The following is a 16932-nucleotide window of genomic DNA, read 5'->3' as shown; positions in this document are numbered from 1 at the left end:
AATATTATAGTAATTTGGATAAAGAATTATGGAAGAGGATGCATTTCCTAAAGCTTATGATCCTAAAGGATTAGAAGAGAAATTATATGCTTTTTGGGAAGAGTCGACAATGTTTACGGCACAAGCGGCAAGTGACAAGCCTCCCTATGCGATTATCATGCCTCCACCGAATGTTACCGGCATTTTGCATATGGGCCATGCCCTGGTAAACACTCTTCAAGATGTTCTTATTCGTTATAAGCGTATGTCAGGGTTTGAGGTGTGTTGGGTCCCGGGTACCGATCATGCCGGTATTGCCACTCAGACAGTCGTGGAAAGGCACTTATATTCCTCCTTAGGGAAGCGCCGTGTCGATTTCTCCAGAGAGGAATTTCTCGAGCATGTGTGGCAGTGGAAAGAAAAAAGTGAAGGCGTAATTCTTTCTCAATTACGTCAGTTAGGATGTTCTTGCGATTGGTCGCGCTTGCGTTTTACCATGGAACCTTTAGCCAATCGTGCTGTAAAAAAAGCGTTTAAAATACTTTTTGATAAAGGACATATTTATCGGGGGAATTATCTTGTTAACTGGGATCCTGTTCTACAGACAGCGCTTGCTGATGATGAAGTAGAGTATGAGGAAAAAGACGGTTGGCTGTACTACATCCGTTATCGCGTAGTGGGTAGTTCTGAACACATTGTCGTAGCAACTACACGTCCTGAAACATTGTTAGGCGATACAGCGATTGCTATTTCTCCTGATGACGAGCGTTACAGCCATCTATTAGGAGCCAAGGTGCATTTACCTTTTGTTGATCGCGAGATTCCTATTATTGCAGATATGTCTGTAGATCCTTTATTCGGTACTGGAGCTGTAAAGATTACGCCTGCTCACGATAAAGATGACTATCGTACCGGAATGCATCATAACCTTCCTATGATAAATATTCTCACCCCTACCGGAGAAATTAACGAGAATGGAGGCATATTCGCAGGCTTAAGTAAAGAAAAAGCTCGTGAAAGTATCATTACTGCTTTAGAGACCCTTGGGTTATTTGTTAAGAAAGAACCCTATAAGCTTAGAGTAGGAGTCTCGTATCGTTCAGGCGCAGTTATAGAGCCCTATTTATCGAAACAATGGTTTGTTTCTGTAGATAGCTTCCGTGACTCATTACGAGAGTTTGTAGCGAGTGATGCAATAAAGATTTTCCCTCCAGAATTTACAAAAAATTATCTCACTTGGGTGAATAACCTCCGAGATTGGTGCATTAGCCGGCAATTGTGGTGGGGACATCGTATCCCTGTATGGTATCACAAAAGCGATGCCCATCGTATGTTATGCTACGACGGTGAAGGGATTCCTGAAGAGGTAGCTAAAGATCCTGAATCTTGGGAGCAAGATCCTGATGTATTAGATACTTGGTTTTCTTCTGGATTGTGGCCATTAACCTGTTTAGGTTGGCCCGATTCCGAATGCGGAGATTTAGAAAAATTTTATCCCACAGCAGTTCTAGTTACCGGGCATGATATTCTATTTTTCTGGGTGACGCGCATGGTCTTGCTTTGCAGTGCTATGGTTGGCAAAAAGCCTTTTAGTGATGTTTTTTTACACGGCTTAATTTTTGGAAAATCGTACAAGCGTTATAACGATCTGGGAGAATGGACATACATTACAGGAGAAGAAAAATACGCTTATGATATGGGGAAAGCTCTTCCTAAAGGGGTTATAGCAAAATGGGAAAAGCTCTCTAAGTCTAAAGGTAATGTGATTGATCCTTTGGAGATGATCGCTAAGTATGGTGCCGATGCCGTGCGTATGGCGTTGTGTTCATGCGCGAATCGTGGTGAGCAAATCGATCTTGATTATCGTTTATTTGAAGAATATAAGAACTTCGCGAATAAAATATGGAATGGCGCAAGATTTATCTTCAGTCATATTTCTAATTTGACAAGTCAGGATCTTGCTCGTGGTATAGATACGACCCTGTTAGGATTAGAAGATTATTATATTCTTGATGGGTTCAATCGTTTGTTAAAAGAGTTGCACTCTGCATATCAAAATTACGCATTTGATAAGATAACCACGATGGCTTATGAATTCTTCAGGAATAATTTTTGTTCCACATATATAGAGATTATCAAGCCTACTTTATACGGTAAGCAGAGAAGCAAGGAAGATCAACTAACCAAACAGAAGTTGTTAGCTGTTTTACTAGTCAATATTTTAGGTGTTTTACATCCTATAGCACCTTTTGTTACTGAAACACTATTTTTAAAGTTAAAAGAAGTTATAGGAGAAATTAAGGAAGAATGTTCTGACGCTATTACAGCACATGCTTTAGCTATGTTGCGCGCAGATTCTTATGTAGTAGCTCCTTATCCTCAGTCTATAGACATCGTTATTCCTGAGCATCTTCATGAATCTTTTGCTCTTGCAGAAAGGCTCGTGTACACAGTTAGGAATATTCGTGGGGAAATGCAATTAGATTCTAGGGCTTCTTTAGAGGTGTTTGTTATTTGCCCTGAAGGAGTCTCTATAGAGACTTATGTCCCTATGGTGTGCGCTCTCGGAGGTATATCTTCTATAGAAAATCTTACAGAAGAACCTAAAGATCGTATATATAGCTTGGGAGTAGTTGAGGGTATTCGTCTTGGGGTATTTGTTCCCGTAGAACACATTGCTAAAGAAAAAACACGCCTAGAAAAAGAGAAAACACGTTTGGAGAATGCTATCGAAAGTGCCTCACGTTTATTGAGTAGTGAGAGTTTCCGTGCGAAAGCTAATCCAGATCTTGTATGTGCTAAGGAAGAAGCTTTAAAAAATAATCGTATCGAATTACAAAGTATTCTTGATAAGCTAGCATCGTTTTCTTAGAACTAAAGGACTAAGCACTTTTGCAGCATTACGATATTATCAGAATGATTGGTAAAGGGGGAATGGGTGAGGTTTATTTAGCCTATGATCCTATATGTTCGCGTAAGGTTGCACTTAAAAGAATTCGCGAAGATCTTTCTGATAATGAGTTATTAAAGAAGCGTTTTCTTAGGGAAGCTAAAATTGCTGCGGATCTTGTCCATCCCGGGGTTGTTCCTGTTTTTACTATTTGTAGTGATAGTGACCTTGTTTACTATACTATGCCTTATATAGAAGGTTATACTCTTAAGAGTTTGCTCAAGAGCGTTTGGCAATGCGATTCTCTCCCTAAGGATCTTGCGGAACAGACGTCGGTAGGGACCTTTCTTTCTATCTTTCATAAAATTTGTTCCACTATAGAATATGTGCACTCTCGAGGGATCCTCCATAGAGATCTTAAACCTGACAATATTTTACTCGGGCTATTTAGTGAGGTTGTAATTTTAGATTGGGGAGCAGCCCTATCGAAGGAAATGAAAGAAGATGTTCTTTTAGATCTCGATATTCCCATGCCGGGATCGATGTTTTCCAATATGACTGTGCCAGGGAAGATTGTCGGTACCCCGGATTATATGGCTCCTGAACGTCTGCGAGGAGCCCCAGCTTCAGAAAGTACGGATATCTATGCTTTAGGGGTCATTCTTTATCAGATGTTGACGCTATCCTTCCCTTACCGTAATAAAAAAGGGAAAAAAATTCATGTTCCCAACCACATTATTTCTCCTGAGGAAGTCGCCCCTCATCGAGAAATTCCTTCTTTTCTTTCCCAAGTGGTTATGCGGGCTTTAGCGACAGACCCTAAAGAGCGCTATACATCTGTACAGGCATTAAAAGCGGATATAGAACAGCATTTACAAGGTAGCCCGCAATGGACGCCTAAGATAGCCCTACATACTCAAGACGCAGAATGTTGGAAATTCCATGAATCTATTTTACTATCTAAATACTTCCCTATGTTGGAGGTGTCCCCAGCATTATGGTATAGCTTGGCGATTTCTAAGATAGAAAGCTTTTCTGAAGTGCGTTTGGAATATACGTTATTACGCAAAGGATTAGAAGGGGGATTTGGAATTTTATTGCCTCCTTCTGAAAACGTAGATCATGGGGATTTCTACCGAGGTTATGGTTTCTGGTTACATATTAAGAAGAATGTCCTTTCCGTTTCTTTAGTGAGAAATGGCTTAGAGATACAGAAAACCTCGGGAAATATAGATGTAAATCAAGAGAAGTTTTTTATCGCTTTTGAAAAGCAAAATCATCGGTTATCTTTGAATATTGATCATACAGTCTGGATGATTCATATGGATTATCTTCCCGGACGTGGAGGACGTATTGGGGTGATCATTCAAGATATCACCGATGTTTGTGGAAATATCGTTGTTTTAGAAAGTAGCGGAGCACTTCACGTCAGTTGTTTAGCAGTTCCTGATGCCTTTCTTAATGAGAAGCTTTATGATCGTGCTATTACGTTTTACCGCAGGATAGTCGAATCTTTCCCTGGTCGTAAGGAGGGATACGAAGCACAATTTCGTATAGGCATTGCCGTATTGGAAAAAGCTGCTGAAGAAGGTGATCAAGAAGGATTCTCCCAAGCACTTAGAGAGTTTTCTGTTTTACATGATAGTGTTGCAGCACCATTAGAATATCTCGGCAAAGCTTTAGTATACCAACGACTAGAAGAGTATAACGAAGAGGTAAAAAGCCTATTATTAGCATTGAAGCGTTATGGTCAGCGTCCAGAAATTTCTCGAGTTCGTGATCATGTAGTCGATCGTTTGCATGAAGCTTTATACAGTAATCATCGCGTCTCCTTGGTGTTTATGCTGCTGGCTCTTCATGTCGCTCCTGAATCTATAAATTCCTCAGAAGAAGAGCATTTCTTGAAAAATCTACAAGGGAAAATTCACGATACCTTGTTTTGTAGTTTGGATATTTCCCCTATAGATTTCCGTTCATCGAAAATGGAATTGCTATTGAGCTATTGGTCAGGATTTACCCTCTTTCTCCCAGGCTTATTTCAAAGATCTTGGGATTTAAAAGATTACCGTGCTCTTGCAGATATTTTTTATACCGCAGCTGATTTAGGAGAGCGAGAGTTTATCGATGTCTATGGGAACACTTTGCGCGAGAATATCCAGGCAACAACATTTACTGAAGATATCGTGGAAATTTTCCCTCATCAGCTTATACATTTCCTTTCAGCGTTAGACGCCATTTTCCTTCATGCACCTGTAGAAAAGATTTTTTCTGATGTCGACATCTTAGATCCTGTTTTGATTATTTACTTGTTCGATTTATTTGCTAAAGACGTTTTAATTCATGGCAAAGGTGAGCAGATCCTTGATGCTATCCAGGTACTAGAAACCTATGTTTCCCCTCAGCAGCGGCACACCTATCTTTTGCCTTATGAAATCCTGGCCTACCTTTGGATGAAAGAGGGGAAAAAAGTACACGAGCTCTTATCTGCTCATTATGATGAGTCGTTCTGGATAGAGGACAGTCATTGGGCTTTCGTTCTTTATGGTTATTGGTTAGCTCTCACCGAAGAGAGCTCTTTAGCTTATTTACATCTTTCGGGATGTAGAGAAGATCATGTAGCTCCCAGAGCATTAATAGGATTGTTTTGTAGTCCTTTGGGAATTTGTGAAAACCAATGGAGTTATCAAGAAAGAAGAAACTTACTCTTGCAAAAGTTTATCTTTTTCCATTGTTTAGGAGATGATGTGGAGCGTGACAACTGTCGCGTTGCCTATGATCTTCTTGTGAAAGAGCGTCTTTTATAACCCACACATGTATGTTTTCAATATAGAGGATTCTGAAGCTAAGATATCTTTTGGTCTTCCTGCAAAAAGCAGTTTCCCTCCATATTTCCCGGAACCAGGCCCCAACTCTATGATATAATCTGCTTGTTTTAGCAAATACACATCAAGATCAACGTAAATAACTGAATGCCCTTGAGATACCAGGGTACGGAAGAGTTTTTGTAGTTGGGATTTCTGATTTCTATCTAAGGAAGCCGCTATCTCATCGAGCAGAAATAATGTGGGTTCTTTTGGAGGTAAGTAGAGGAACTTCGCTATTTTCACAGCGATCTTTTCACTAAGCGATAGGGAAGAGAGGTTTTGACCTAAAGGTAAATAGCCCAGTCCTGCGTGTATAAGCGCTTGTAAAGGAGCTTGGATCCTTTGAAGAAAAGGAAAGAGTATCGGGAGTTCTTCAATAGGGGTTTGTAGTAATTTTCCAAAGTGCTTCCCTTCATAAACAGCTTCTTGAGCTAGGGGTTGGATCCGGTATCCTGAACACGTCGGACATACACGTTTCTCCAAGGCATAGAAAGCTCTGTCGATGAGATGGTAACCTAATCCTAAACAATCTACACACTGCCCTTGCTTAGTATTTGTACTGAACATACTTGCTGTGATGTTTAAGGCTTTAGCCTGCGTGAGCGATGCATAGAAGTTTCTTAAACTTGGAGCAATATCGAAATACGTACTGATATCCGAACGTTGGGAAGAAGAAAGAGGATGAGAATCTAAAAATATGACATTAGAAAATAGCGCATCACCATTGTGTATAAGCTTTTGAGCTTGTTGATAAAAGCCTTCAGTTAGCAATGAGGTCTTTCCAGATCCTGATACACCAGCAATGGCAACCAGGCTGCGGAGAGGAGCTTGTACACTGAGGTCAGTGATGTTATGCACCGTGAGGCGCACATCTAAAGTATGTTTAAAGGGAGTTTGAGGATATTCCTCATTGTCCAGAGATACGGATCTAGCAGTTGTGAGGTACCCTCCCTGAGGCCCGGATCCTGGTCCTAAATGAATTGTATGCTCCGCGTAATGCTGTAATATATGGCTACGATCAGTAGCAATAACGGTATTGTTGTTAGCAATGAGCTCTTTAATCAGTTGTATGAGAGTGGGAACATCCTTAGGATGGAGCCCAGATAAAGGATCTTCGAGAAGATAAATAATATCAGTAAGATTTGTAGAGATTTTCTTTGCTAAGTGTAGGCGATAATACTCACCATCGCTGAGAGTATTTTGTTGTTGTCCTAAGGTAATGTAGCTTAAACCTACCTTATCAATGAACGTTAAACGATTGTGTAAATCTTGTATAATCGGCTGAGCTTGATCATCATGAAGAGTTTTTAAGAAGTCTTTCAGAAAATGGGTGTCTTGTTGGTAGATATCTACAATGGAGGTGTTTCCTATGCGTACATGTTGAGCGTATGTGTGGATTCCCCATCCGGAGCATGTTGGGCAGACGTCTTGGATGAGCAAAGGTTGTAAAAGAGGACATAAGGGAACGCGGTTACCATGGTCAAGAAGGATTCTTTCTAATCCTGGATGTCTGCGAGTTCCTTTAAATAAGCGTTCTTGAGTGTGCATATCAAGATTTTTGATGGGCGTGGCTTTGGCAATTTTGAGTTCTTGAATCAGATCAAGAACAGGTTGTATGGGGTGCTCAGGGAAGAAGAGTTCAAAGAGAGCTATAGGAGAGTAATTGAGAATTTTCTCTTTATGATCCATTAAAGAGAGTTTTAAAATGGTCCCGGATCCATGACATTGTTGACATTGCCCTTCAGTATGCTCCCGAGATAACAGCTTGCGTGTAACATTGGGGTAGCTATTTCCTAAAGAATCTTGCCAGCCTAGATTACAGGTTAGTGAATGCACAATTCCCTGATGATTATGAATATGTAATTTTGGAGTGGGAGATAAGGAGAAAGCTAAAGTTAAAGAAGATAAAAGCGAAGCCTCATGGTTTTTGGAGATTTTTGTATGTTGGATAACGATAGCCGGATCTTCTAAAATCTCAGGGAGAGGTTCTTCAAGATCATAAACTTCCTTATTGGCAAATAATTTTAGATACCCTTCTTTTTTCTTTGCTTCTAAAGTAATAGAGAGGTCTTCATCTGAGGATATAGGCGCAGTGATTGTTACATAAGCATGCGGATATTCATGGAGAAGTTTCGCCACAAGAGTTTGTGGAGTGATTTTTTCTAAGAGAGTTCCTGATAATGGGCAGTGGGGTTTGCCTACAAGGGAAAAGAGTTTTTCAAGCCCGTCAGTAATGTCTAAAGCTGAAGCTAAGGAATGTCTGGAGTTTTTCTTTATTCCTGTTTTTCTGATGGCAATAACTGGAGATAATCCTCGAACACTTTCTACTTTGGGTAGAGGGGTCTTTTTAATAAGAGCTTCACGCACGTAATAAGGAAATAGTTCGGCATAAGCGATATTTCCTGAAGCATAAAGGATATCGAAAACTAAAGTATGCTTTCCTGATGCTGAAGGTCCAGAAATAGCGGTTAAGGCATTGCGAGGCAAAGTCACATCAATGTGTTTAAGATTGTGATGATAAGCATCTTTAACGGAAATATCTCTAAGAATGTGCGTATTTGGGCATGGTGTAGTACATGGAGGGAGCGCTGGGGTCTTTGTAAAATATGGTTGCAAAGCTTTTGCCGTAGGCGTGTCTAAGAGAATGAGCTCTTCAGGAGAACATGAGGCCAGGACATACCCACCGAGATTGCCTCCTTCAGGACCCAGTTCAATGACGTGATCTGCCGTTTTTACAATGTGCATATTATGTTCTATGATCACTACCGTATGTCCCTGGTGTGTAAGAGAAAACAACACTTGGATAAGAGCATGGATGTCATGAGTATGTAATCCTGTCGTCGGCTCATCAAGAATATAGAGGGTAGGTTTTTTAGAAGGAGAAAGAAGCTCATAGGTAAGCTTTAATCTCTGAATTTCCCCTCCTGATAAGCTAGATAAAGGTCGTCCTAAAGGAAGGTGATCAAGCCCTAGAGAACATAAGGCGTGTATCTTTTCATGAATATGGGGAGTAGTCATAAAGAATTTCTCCGCCTCATATGCTGTCATTTCTAAAATGTCCGCGATACTTTTCCTTTGATACTGTACCTCTAAAATTTGGGGTTGGAAACGTTTTCCATGACACAGAGGACAGGGAATGAGGGTATGATCGTCTACAGTTACCGCCCCTATGCCTTGGCATTCCGTACATGATCCTAACGGTAGGTTAAAACTAAAATGCCCTTTAGTTAATCCCAGCCGTTGACTTTTAGGTAGTTGGGAAAATAGCTCTCGCAGATCATCAAAAGCTTTAATATACGTTAGGGAAATCGAACGTTGCGAGCGGCCAGGAAGATCCCGAGTAATATGTACAACACGAGAAATCTCCCCTCCATCTATGCGTAGGTAAGGTTCTGGTTTTCCTTGTATAAGACGTTCCATAGCAGGAACTAACGTGTCGTTAATTAAAGACGATTTTCCAGATCCTGAAACACCCGTCACTGCGGTGATTCTTTCCAAGGGTAGGGAAATAGCCACGTCTTTTAAATTGTTGGTTGTTGCATGAGATAGGGAAAGAGTGGATGGTGTTTTAGCGCGTCTTTCGGGGATATCTATAGCGAGTTCGTTTCGTAAATATTTTGCTGTTAGAGAGTTGCTTTTGTTTAAAAATTCTTGAGGGGTGCCGTTAAATAGTACCTCACCTCCAAAAATCCCTGCCCGCGGACCAATATCAATAATACGATCTGCAAAAGAGATCATCTGTTCATCATGTTCTACAAGAAGAATGGAATTCCCTTGATTGCGTAGTTTTTGAATTACTTGTATGAGCTTATCTGTATCACGAGGATGGAGGCCTATGGAAGGTTCATCAAGAATATAGGTAATTCCTGATAACTCAGCACCAAGGTGCTTAGCAAGAGCCGTACGCTCTTGCTCTCCTCCGGATAGTGTTGCTAAGGCTCTATCTAAGGTAAGGTAGGAAAGACCCAACTGAATAAGTGTGGCAAGGCGATTGTTGAAACCTTCTAGTACCTCATGCACAGATTGTGATGATGGTGTTATAGAAGACGTCAAAGAGAACAACGCATCAAGAGGCATTTTCTGCAGTTCGATAAAAGTTTTTCCTTGCCAAGTGGCTGCAGATGCGTATTCTCCGATCCCTATTCCTTGACATTGAGGACACGGGACTGCCGAGGTCCCCTCAGGAACATATTTTGAAGGTTTCGCTCCATAGCGTACTTTTTCACCAATATCATTAAGAATGCCTCTCCACACTTTGTGGGTAAGGGATTTCTTCCCAAGTGCAGGATCAAAAAGGCGCACTGGAAGAACTAGGCATTTTTGCCCGTAGAGAAACGCGTCCTGGATATGCTCAGGGAGATTTTCCCACGGAGTATCTAAGCTGAAGTTTAACGTGTCCGCTAGAGATTGATAAAGGGCATGGTAAAAATACGTCGAGCAGTTTCCAGCAAGCTTACAACAGTTTTCTCGGATCGATAAATGATTTTGGATAAGAGAGGGGTCTTCAATGGTGATCAGAACTCCTGTTCCCTGGCACTTAAAACAACGATCTTCTAGGTTATGGGGAGAAAACAATTGTCGCGTTAATGGCGTATAAGTTTGTTGGGTTTCTGGTATATATACTTGGGTAGAAAAGGTCTCTTCTTGGGATCCGGTATGTATAGAGCAGCGCCCCTGACCTAGTTGCAGAGCTGCAAATAAGCTCACTTTCATTCTTGCATTGTTACTTTCATTTTTAATGAAAGCATCCACAACAATGTCGATAGGGTGATCAGTAGTCAGAGGCGACGATAACAAAGGATAGATGGATGAGATTTCATTATGCATGCGGATTTTAGTATATCCCTGCCTGACGCATTCTTGAATTGCTAAGCTACTTGTATCTGGTAAAGGAGCAAGTAGTGTGATTTGCGTGCCCTCAGGGATCTGGGCAAGTGTGGCAAGAATCTTTTCTTTGCTTTGTAGATGCAGTGGTTTGTTACTTACGGGATCTCTAGCCTCCCCGTCTAGGGAAAATAGCAACGCAAGGTGTTGGGAAAGTTCTGTAACACTGCCGATAGTAGCATGAGAGTGATAAGCAAAATGATTTTGCTTAACAGCAATCGTTGGAGATAAGCCTTGGATGCTTTCAACGGTAGGTTCAGGTAAAGAAGATAAATTCGTCGCAAAAAATGAAGGTAGCGTGGATAGATACCGTTTTCTTCCTGCGGCATACACAGTATCAAAAGCTAACGAAGATTTTCCAGATCCTGATACCCCTGTGAGTAGGACAATTTCTCCTGGTAGAAATTCTATGGAGATATTTTTCAGATTTCTCACGGTAATACCGGAAATACGAACGGGTAAACTGGGCATAGATCTCACAATAATTTTAGAAATAAGAAGAAATTTTCTACATGGATAATTATAACTACTTAATAGAAACTAGTTTGATTTACTTTTAACTTTATAGAAAGAAAAAAAATCCCAGCCTGCCTTTTACCTGATTAAAGGATAGGAAGGCGCGATATATTCTATAAAATTGTATTTAATTGGGTATTTCAACGTACAAATTAAGATCAAATCATGTATCGTGTCTTGAGTAGAGAAGAACGTTAGCTATAAGATAAAAAAAGTTTTTGATTGGTTTGATAAATTAGGGAAGTATGATCGCAAGAACGAAAATCATTTGTACTATAGGTCCAGCAACAAATACTCCGGAAATGCTCGAGAAGCTGTTAGACGCGGGTATGAACGTCGCCAGGTTAAATTTTAGTCATGGTACTCATGAAAGTCATGGTCAGACAATCAGTCTTCTTAAAGAGTTGCGAGAGAAAAAAGGAGCGCCTTTAGCGATTATGTTGGACACTAAAGGTCCAGAAATTCGTTTAGGCAAGATTCCCACGCCCATTCAGGTGTCACGAGGTCAGAAAATCACTTTATTAGAGAAAGAGATCGAGGGCTCTCTCGAAGGGGGAGTCACTTTACATCCTCAATGCGTATTCCCTTTTGTGCGTGAAGGTACTGATGTTTTGATCGACGATGGGTATCTCCAAGCTGTTGTCACTTCTGCTGGTAACGATTGGTTAGAGTTAGAATTTATTAATTCTGGAGAGCTGAAGTCTCATAAGTCTTTAAGTATCAGAGAAATTGATTTAGCTCTTCCTTTCATGACCGATAAGGATATCCATGATCTTAAATTTGGAGTCGATCAGGGGGTTGATGTTATTGCGGCTTCCTTTGTGCGCTGTGCTGAAGATATCGAGAGCATGCGCAAGTGCTTAGCAGATTGCGGGCGTGGGGATATGCCGATTATTGCGAAAATAGAAAATCGCCTAGGTGTAGAAAATTTCCCTCAGATTGCCAAAGTTGCGGATGGGATTATGATTGCCCGTGGGGATTTAGGAATCGAGCTGTCTGTTGTGGAACTTCCTAGTTTGCAAAAATTTATGGCGAAGATCTCTCGTGAAACAGGGCGTTTTTGTATTACTGCTACACAGATGCTAGAATCGATGATTCGCAATGTATTGCCAACGCGTGCGGAAGTTTCAGATATAGCAAACGCTATTTATGATGGGACATCTGCAGTGATGTTATCAGGAGAAACGGCTTCGGGTAGTCATCCTATAGCTGCTGTGAAAATTATGCGTTCTGTAATTCAAGAAACGGAAAAAAATCTCAACTATATGTCTTTCCTAGAGATTAATGATAGTGAGAGTGCTGTTAAGGTATCTCCTTATCTTCAGTCTATAGGGCTGTCAGGAATTCAAATTGCAGAGAAGGCAGCAGCGAAAGCCATTATCGTGTATACAGAATCCGGAGGCTCTCCGATCTTCCTTTCTAAGTATCGTCCACGCTTCCCCATTATTGCTGTTACACCAAATCTATCTGTATACTACCGACTTGCTTTAGAGTGGGGGGTATACCCTATGCTTACTGAAGAGTCGGATCGTACAGTCTGGAGACATCAAGCTTGTGTCTATGGTATCGAAAGAGGAATTTTATCAAATTACGATAAGGTCCTAGTGTTAAGCCGCGGAGCACAAATGAAAGATACCAATAATCTGACATTGACAACAGTAAATGATATCATCTCAGCATCAGCCAAATAAGCTGATGCTCATAGGATGACTTATGCAGGTAAAAAGCGGTTTCTTGCTTTGAAGCACCCTGCGGATAATGAAGCCGTTACTAAGGCGATTGCCAGGAGTATCGGTGTCATGATATACTTGCTGACCCCCCAAAGGGTTTCAGGAACATAAATCGTACCCGCGCATATTAATGAGAAAACCACAACAGCTGCTATTGCTAATATGGCAAGGGCTAATGCTGAGATGAGTGCTAGCATGCGTTTATTATTCTGGGAGTTTTGACAACTGCAGATGCAGTTGAGGGTACATTCAAATGAAGATCCCAAACAGTCTGTTAAGCACATAAAATTCTTTTTATTTGTAAAACACCAACGACATTCTGGTGTAAATCAAGAAAAAAATCAAAAAAACTTTTTCAAAAGTTCAGCATTTTTTGAAAATTTCTTGAGCGCTGTAATTAAGGGAGCTGTAGGTTGCGATAGGTTCTTTTCTAATGCTTTTCGGGTATAAAGGACCACGGACCCTGTTTTCTTAAAATGCTTATGCAGGCACACGGGAAGTTCAGCTAAATCAAATACAGCAGGAAAGCTATTGGGAAGAGTGTATAGAGTTTCAAGATACGAAAACTCCTGTATCGTATATTGCGGTAGGTTGGTGGCAAAGATCTTTTCTTTAGTAGGGTTATATAAGGCTAATGTTAACGCAGCTCCTGAGTATAATCGTGCGAGGTCAGAAAGGAATTGTTCAAAGTACTCAAGATCCCTAGAGTTCACAATCACGAGTATGTGGCTATAGGCATATTTCTTTTTTAACCCAGGAGACAATTTACGTTTCCATCGTTTATGCATCCACATCCATTGCTGTGGCTGATGAGCTATGCCTTTTTCTAAGAAGCCCATGAGCTTGTTCATAAGTGATGTTGTAGCATCTTTGATAGGAAGAGATTTATCAGCATAGAGCTTTTTACTGGGAACAATAGTATAGCCGTTGGTATTCCGGCATATGGATACGGCGATCACAGGCTTGCCTGTTTTATATGCGAGTAAAGCAGGGGATGTTGTTGTAAATGCTTCATGACCGAAGAGTGGATAAGTATAAGAAGAGATCAGTAATGCTTGATCACCGACGATGCCGATCACATGCCCTTGTTGTAAGGCATGAAGGGCAGAATTGATCCCTTGTTTCGGAGCCACAATTTTCCCTTTAAAGATTTCTCGTAATGAAAAAATTTTTTTATTTAACCGAGCATTTTTTATAGGTTTAGCAAAGGCTAGACCTGGATAGTCTCTAGTAATATAAAGAAAAGGGAGTTCCCAGTTTGCCTGGTGGCCACAAAATAAGATCACGCCTTTATTTTCATTAAGCTTAGAAAATGTATCTTGTAATTCTTTTTGTGTTAGTACTTCGTCCGAAGAAAATCCTCTAGGACGCGCTTCTGCTGTAGCTATGGAAATTAAATCATTAAGATGACCAATGAGTCCTTCTACCGCTAACAATTCTAAAACAGTAATCATTACATGTTGTATTGAATGTTTAGCAATGGATTGTCTTTCCTTAAAAGATTTATCAGGAAAAGCTAATGCTAAATTTGTCAGGGCTGTTTTTTTGTAGTCAGAGATAGTATAAAAAACGAGAGTTCCTAAAGCTTTTCCCAAGCGATGTAACCAAGAATGCGGAATACGTTTGAAAATACCGATTAAAGTGATTCCGAGATAGTAAACGCAACAGTCTACAAAGCTTTTCTTCGCACGACGCAAGGTGTTGAACATAATTGAGGATCCCTACTCTACACAGCGTAATAAGAGGTTGGGGGTAAATGAGAACGCTGTCTCTTTATTTATGAAAAGTTACGCTCTTTTAGTAATTCAATGAGCCGTTCGCATTGACACTATAATAGTCTCAATAACTCTGACAACTGTTTTTATAATTTTTATGCTTATTTAAGCTGTGAGTTATAAATATTACGCGGTAGAGATAACGAAATTCCTACCAATCTTTTTTATGTAGTTTTGAGGTTTCTGTAGGTTTTGAACGAATAATCACCTTGTTATGAGAAATCTCTGCAGAAAGGTTTAATGGAAATCCATCTTTGCCAAATAAGGTAAGTTTTCTTAGGTATTCACGGAAGCGATGACGTATTCCTGTTTCGTCAATCAAAGCAAAGTCATGAAGAATGCCATGTTCTTGCGCCATGATGGCTTGAACGAAGGTGTCCTCGAGAGTCTTTTCATCTATAAACTCTACAGCCCAATTGACAGAGTTATTCTCATGTGGAGGAGCCATAACAACTGCTAAAGCAATGTTATTTTTTACGACATCTAAGAACAGTTTACTTACATCTTTCACATACAGAGGGATATTAATTTGATAAATACCCTGATTAAGAATAATGGGGTGGGAAGGCTCTAACGTATAGGCTAAAGGATTGAACGTGTTGCTGTATTTAACAGGGAAGAAGAGTAAAACAGGGAGATTAAGATTTAGAGGAATAAATTCCTGTTTTAAAAATAATAAACGTAAAAAATCCGCTTGAGGATCATTGAGGTTTTCATATGTATTTGTATTCCCAAAAGGTATGAGAATTTTCTTCCATTCCTCAGGAATAGGAAAGATAATTTCATCATGATTCCCTTGAGCAATACGATTCCTTTCTAATTCTTCAAAAGATACCTTATTGAGATTGAACGTGAGCTCCAGTCCTTGATCTTTAAGGGCGTTGACATATTCTTTAGGACCGCTCACTTTCTGAATAAGATATTTTGGCCAAACATCTAAGTATTCGTAACCTTTAGGAGGACTACCTACAGGAGTCGTAATCGTTACGGTAATATCTTCGGTTACATATTGTGTAAGGCGAATAAAAATATCATCAGTAGAAACACTTTGAATATCTCGACGGATATTAGTTTCCCCATCAAGACTGACAAGGTTGTACTTATCAATAGCGGCTATCCAACTTTCTGAATGTCCTGTAGCACTAATAACGACTTCCAAGTTTGTGGGGCGAAGATCATGAACTGTATTTTTATTTCCTGTAATCGTTAACGAGACTTTTTTATCTAATAACCCGTTACTTTGTAGTCCTAAGACAGTTTGATCTGGATTGAGGTCAATAATACGCACAGGAATATTATTTAACGTACGAGTAACCGTTACTGTCTGCCCAACGAGAACCCAAATGATGATGGCAAAGCCCAAAGACACCACTTTCCTCAGCCAATTACGAATGAAAAAACGAGAAAAGAAATCGATCATTTTTTCCAAATCCATGAGCTAAAGGGTTTATGTTTTTGTTCTTTGAGAGTAAGGATACTTCTCAGCACAGCTTTAAATCTATCCATCTTGACTCCACGAGTCAAAATGCCATCGCGAGATAAGGATACACAACCATTCTCTTCAGAGACAATGATGATCAATGCATCGGTACGTTGGCTGGCCCCTAACGCCGCGCGGTGACGAGTCCCCATAGAACGAGATAACTGTGTTGTATCTTGTGCTAGGGGAAGAACAACACGAGCATAGGCTATGGTTTCTGCTCTGAGGATTACAGCTCCATCATGCAGAGGAGAAGAAGGCTCAAAAATTGTTTCTAGAAGTTCTTCTGAAAAGTCCGCATTAATTTTTACGGAAGAAAAGCTTAAGAATTCATCGAAAGAATCTTTATTTTCTAGAACAACAAGAGCGCCAATTTGTCTTTCTGACATTTGATAAATGCATGAAGTCAGATGCTCAATAAATTGATCCTGTAAATCAATGACAAACTTTCTCCCATGAAAGCGTACACGAGATAAAGCCAGCCGTATTTCTGGCTGGAAAATAATAAAAACGACAATAGCAGCAACATTAACGACATGTAGCATCAATCGTCGAATAATGGGAAAATGTAGTTTGTCTGCAAGAACAAAGAGAAATAGAAAGGCTAGCAAACCAAAGACAACGTCCATGGCTCGAGTTCCCCAAAAGAACTTTAAAAGATAATTTAATACTACCCAAATCAGAACAATCTCTAATAAGGGTGTTGTATAGTAAGTAATATCTATGGGCATAGCTTTACTAGTTTCTTAAGAATACTCGGAGAGATTCTCACCTTAATGGCAATGGACTGCTTTCTATAAAGAAGGTAATATAC

The 16932-nt window shown here is 40.1% G+C and carries 8 protein-coding genes; 3 read left to right on the top strand and 5 right to left on the bottom strand.

Annotated features, from left to right (window positions below; translation table 11 throughout):
• The first annotated feature begins 28 nt into the window (after positions 1-28).
• A complete protein-coding gene (locus CHAB577_RS03410; protein ID WP_011097232.1) occupies positions 29-2851 on the top strand; it encodes a valine--tRNA ligase in 2823 nt (940 codons plus the stop codon).
• Between the two features lie 20 nt (positions 2852-2871).
• Complete coding sequence (gene pknD / locus CHAB577_RS03405; protein WP_086393215.1) at positions 2872-5673, top strand: serine/threonine-protein kinase PknD; 2802 nt, start codon at positions 2872-2874, stop codon at positions 5671-5673.
• On the opposite strand, the gene uvrA is transcribed toward pknD, so the two are convergent.
• Positions 5668-11088: an excinuclease ABC subunit UvrA gene (uvrA, locus tag CHAB577_RS03400; protein WP_086393216.1), complete on the bottom strand. Its 5421-nt coding sequence runs from the start codon at positions 11086-11088 to the stop codon at positions 5668-5670. The genes pknD and uvrA overlap by 6 nt on opposite strands.
• A gap of 290 nt (positions 11089-11378) precedes the next feature.
• Here uvrA and pyk point away from each other — a divergent pair, with 290 nt between their 5' ends.
• Positions 11379-12824, top strand: coding sequence for a pyruvate kinase (pyk, locus tag CHAB577_RS03395; RefSeq protein ID WP_011097229.1), 1446 nt, complete (start codon positions 11379-11381; stop codon positions 12822-12824).
• Between the two features lie 20 nt (positions 12825-12844).
• On the opposite strand, the gene CHAB577_RS03390 is transcribed toward pyk, so the two are convergent.
• The 4 genes from CHAB577_RS03390 to cdaA form a co-directional block, all read right to left on the bottom strand.
• Entirely contained in the window at positions 12845-13060 is a 216-nt protein-coding gene (locus CHAB577_RS03390) for a hypothetical protein (RefSeq protein ID WP_230456363.1), read from the bottom strand.
• A gap of 144 nt (positions 13061-13204) precedes the next feature.
• On the bottom strand, positions 13205-14572 hold the full coding sequence (locus CHAB577_RS03385; RefSeq protein WP_011097228.1) for a lipid A biosynthesis lauroyl acyltransferase: 1368 nt from the start codon (positions 14570-14572) through the stop codon (positions 13205-13207).
• Between the two features lie 217 nt (positions 14573-14789).
• Positions 14790-16073 carry a CdaR family protein gene (locus tag CHAB577_RS03380; RefSeq protein WP_006344260.1) on the bottom strand — a complete coding sequence of 428 codons (1284 nt, stop codon included), beginning with the start codon at positions 16071-16073 and terminating at the stop codon, positions 14790-14792.
• Positions 16055-16849 carry a diadenylate cyclase CdaA gene (gene cdaA, locus CHAB577_RS03375; protein WP_011097227.1) on the bottom strand — a complete coding sequence of 265 codons (795 nt, stop codon included), beginning with the start codon at positions 16847-16849 and terminating at the stop codon, positions 16055-16057. Before cdaA ends, CHAB577_RS03380 begins: the two co-directional genes overlap by 19 nt.
• Positions 16850-16932: the final 83 nt, after the last annotated feature.

It is taken from the genome of Chlamydia abortus (assembly GCF_002895085.1).
GTDB classification, from domain to species: domain Bacteria; phylum Chlamydiota; class Chlamydiia; order Chlamydiales; family Chlamydiaceae; genus Chlamydia; species Chlamydia abortus.
The sequence above is the reverse complement of the archived record's forward strand: the minus strand, read 5'-3'. Positions and strand labels throughout refer to the sequence as shown.